Origin of the sequence: Arachidicoccus sp., from assembly GCF_050436765.1 — a bacterium.
GTDB lineage: Bacteria > Bacteroidota > Bacteroidia > Chitinophagales > Chitinophagaceae > Arachidicoccus.
The window spans coordinates 1-3,752 of the sequence record NZ_JBNQGD010000197.1 but is presented as its reverse complement, the minus strand read 5'-3'; the positions used below and the strand labels follow the sequence as shown (position 1 = coordinate 3,752).

The following is a 3,752-nucleotide window of genomic DNA, read 5'->3' as shown; positions in this document are numbered from 1 at the left end:
TGAATTGCATGTGAGTGATAGTACGCCGCCCACTTTTATTAAAGTTAAGACACAAATAGGAATGGCTTTTTGTAACAAACATTAAATAACAGTAAATATGAAGATGTCTTTTTTGATGGGTAGCTTGTTTATTTTTCTTTTATTTGTCGGCGTGCTTTCTGCGCAGCCGCTAATCGGAAAAAGAATTCCTTTAATGGGTTCTCGTTTTTTGACATTCAATACCGTTATCCGGGTCAATCAGATTGAGGTCTCCCGCAACAAAAGTATTGGTGCAGATGAGCGAGCTTTACATACCCCGAAGCGAGTCGTAAATTTTAGGAATGCAATTACAAATGCATTTGCCGATGCGAGAATAACTTGGGCATTTAGTTGGAGGGCTTTGCATGATACCTCATTCAATTATAGACAAATAAGAAAGATTGTGGTGGGATATCACTACAAATACGGTGATGCAATAACTTTTATTCCGGGAGCGTATTTTGCAAATGCATATAACTCTACCAATCAGGTAAACAAAGATATACACGATGCATTGGCATTAATAGCTAAATTGGTAGGTAACAACTATCGTCCACTTAGTATTGTGGCGGGCTTCCTGTCTTCCAAAAATCAGCAGTACCTATCAAAAGAAGAAGGGATCCATGTTTGCCAAGGCAATATCTGGAGTCAATATTCAATAGATAATCAGGATGGTGATGGTTCTGTTTCTTATCCATATTATCCATCAACAGAACATTTCTGTAAGCCTGCCCAAAACAAAGATGATTTTATTGATTGCGTAAATCTTGATGGATGGACGGTAGATTTTTTAGCGGCTAGAAGGGCTGGGTTTGCCGATGGATTTAATAGCAGAATGGGGGTGGGTCCTATAGAGACAATTGGAAGATACGGAGCTAAAATTGGGCTTAAAGAAATGATGCATACAACAGCTATTCATTTTGACAAAGGATTTAAGTTGAATGGTTTCGGTTGGGTTACAAACTGCTGGGAATTATGCTTACCTTACGATGTAAAGTATTTGACTGATTGGCTTAATGAGATAAAAGCACGTTGGCCTAATGTGAAGTTTATTACCCAAGGCGAATTTGGAATGATCTGGCGGAAATATTATAAGACAAATAATTTCAATTATCGGTTTGAAGAAAACGGTTCCGGGATTGGTGGTTCGGATAAAGATAAAAAAATCCAATGGTTTATGAATAAAGATTTTAGGCTGGCACTTCTTGGTGATACAAATGGTAATAATGAAAAAGTTATTGATTTTACTCGTTATAACCTACCTGCTAAAGAACCGAAATCTGGAAGTACCCGCAATTGGAGTCTTTTGGGGGAGATTAATCAAAAAGGTCTTCGAGTTCAGGATAAGCCAGTTGCTATTGACAGTCTTTCTATTGAAGATAAAGCTATTATCGGAAAGTATTATCCTAAATTATTAAATCAATAAAAGTATTTCTAATAAAAATTATGAAAAAGATAATCCTAAGTGGCTTCTTCTTCTTTTTATTCATCAATACGCTTTTTGCCAAAAGCCTAAAATCGTTAATATTGTCAACTTGTAAGCGACAAACAAGGTTTAAAAATACAGTTAGGCTTGGGAACTAACTTGGACACTAAACAAAAACGGAGTAAAGCGTTACCATTAGGTAAGTCTATGGCCTCCGAAGCCCAACCCATCGGCTCTGCCGTGAGTGGTAGTTCACTTATACACTCCGACACAAATGGTATTTAAAATATGTAAATGTTTGGATCGGCGCAAAAACGGGGATCAACGCAAAAATTCTTTATTGTAATTGATATTGAATTAATTCCCAAGATTGCGATGTGATTGCCCCCAAATTAATTTCACGTATTTTCAATTTCACTAGCCCTACATTTGGGATATACCATTGACTTCTATCCAAAAAGTAATTAGGTGCATGGGCGTTATCTTGAATAAGATAAGCATTATCAAACGTTCCTGCGTTTATTGTAAGATTAAGATTACTTACAACTTTACTAGTATCAGCATTAAATTTATTACGCCATTCAGCTCCCACAATGATAGGCAAATGGTAGACATTCACGATGGATGTTTTAGTTTTATCGTAAAAAACTACCGAGTCTACATTGGCATATACATAATTAGTATCAATGTTGGTTGGGAAAGTATATGTCCAAATAGTAACATGCTTAGAACCTATTGAGGCTTGTCCAACTATAGCTACAGTTAAATTATAAGTACTATTCGCAGCGGTGTCTGTGACTGAATAAACATATTTATTACCAATATTATTGGGGAAATAAGATTCTTCTTTATTGGTTTGAGGATTAGATTTCTTGCAACTCATAATAGTCGTAAGGAAAAGCAATAATAACCATTTCAACCGTTTCATCGATTTATGTTTTGTAATTAAAAGGTTGTTTTATAAAATGGACTAGCTATAAATAAAAACGTACAAATCTCCAATCTTGCTACACAGTTCGACAATTATATTTTGAGAATGTTGCTATTTGACCAAATAGCTTTTATTGCATTAGCTTTGTTGTTAAGCAGAATTATTATTATCCTTAGAAGCAAGGAATAAAATTGAAAAAGGCAACAATAATCTTCTTTTCATGAAGTTTGCTCATCATTTGTATTTTAACTCATAACGATCAAAATGAAGATTATCAAATCAAATATCAATATGTTTAATTCTCCAATAAAAATAGAAGAAATAATTAGCAATTATTTTACACAAAGGAAAAACTGTAATAGGTAACAAACAATGCGCCATATTTGGCAATACGGAGTAGGTTTTTTCCGGACGAGACAGTAAATAAATCCTTCCTGGAAAGGGCCGAGTATTTTCAATAAAAGTTTATGGAAAAAGATCAAATAGTGGAATTGTTGCGACACGAAATCAATACGCTTTTAATGTTTCATAAATCCAAAAATAGATTGCGAGGGTAGCTATACTGTCCTATTTCAGACAAATGTTTTCGCTGCCTTGGACGCAGCGGAAGCCAAGGTCAAAAAGCCTTGAAATACAAAGAGATTTTAATTGCCGCTAGCGCGATATTATTTTTGGTAATCAGAATGCATAAGTGTGGCTTGGGAAATATCCCTAAATATTCAGACAACTATACTACGGCAGTAAATATAAATTGCTGCCGTAGTATAGATTTTTAGCCTGCAAGAATAACTCCGCTGGCAAATCGAAAAACTTTTTTATTTTTTGCCACACTAAGCGTTGTGGCCATTATTTTCTGCATTGGAAGAAGACGATGGTGCAAATCTCATTCATACTTTTCCGCCCCCGTTCCTGCTGAGTATTGTAAAACAGCTACTCAGTGATTATATGCAAGATGAGACATGTCAACTTTCCTGCGGTGGCTGTAATGGTAGCTGTTCCCACTTTTTTTTGAAGAGATTCTTTTAATTAGATGAAGCACCCAGTTTTTTTTATTACCGATGACATGATTGCTTGACATAATATTTGAGCCATCCTTTTTTGCAGGAAGGAACACGAACGTTATGATCTGATCCGCCACCAACTCACTTTATTATTGCGAATCAGTCTTCGCTGGCTGGCAAAGCTTTTCCTAATATTTCTTATGGTGGATGAATTATAATATTTTCTAGGATTGCAAGGATTATCTTTATGAATTTATCATAATTCGTTTATTTAGATAAAAATAAGAATAATAAAAGACAAGTTTATCTTTTATTAGTTAGTTTTGCCTAAATATTTTTTACCAAATAACAAAAGACGTATGAATGATAGATTTCT

General features: G+C 34.8%; 3 protein-coding genes. 2 read left to right on the top strand and 1 reads right to left on the bottom strand.

The genetic code is table 11. From position 1 onward, the window contains the following. Nucleotides 1–97 precede the first annotated feature (97 nt). Both ACQR30_RS08490 and ACQR30_RS08485 read left to right on the top strand, forming a co-directional pair. The gene (locus ACQR30_RS08490; protein WP_429734012.1) at nucleotides 98–1,444 is read left to right on the top strand and encodes a DUF3863 domain-containing protein; all 1,347 of its coding nucleotides are present in this window, start codon (nucleotides 98–100) and stop codon (nucleotides 1,442–1,444) included. A 147-nt stretch (nucleotides 1,445–1,591) separates the two neighbouring features. Then, the gene (locus ACQR30_RS08485; protein WP_429734010.1) at nucleotides 1,592–1,729 is read left to right on the top strand and encodes a hypothetical protein; all 138 of its coding nucleotides are present in this window, start codon (nucleotides 1,592–1,594) and stop codon (nucleotides 1,727–1,729) included. Between the two features lie 52 nt (nucleotides 1,730–1,781). Here the strand turns inward: ACQR30_RS08485 and ACQR30_RS08480 are convergent, their stop codons facing one another. Further along, the gene (locus ACQR30_RS08480) at nucleotides 1,782–2,372 is read right to left on the bottom strand and encodes a hypothetical protein (RefSeq protein ID WP_429734008.1); all 591 of its coding nucleotides are present in this window, start codon (nucleotides 2,370–2,372) and stop codon (nucleotides 1,782–1,784) included. Nucleotides 2,373–3,752: the final 1,380 nt, after the last annotated feature.

Excerpts from the sequence above, each read along its gene's own strand:
- ACQR30_RS08490 (WP_429734012.1), top strand. The coding sequence starts at position 98 with ATGAAGATGTCTTTTTTGATGGGTAGCTTGTTTATTTTTCTTTTATTT.
- ACQR30_RS08480 (WP_429734008.1), bottom strand. The coding sequence starts at position 2,372 with ATGAAACGGTTGAAATGGTTATTATTGCTTTTCCTTACGACTATTATG.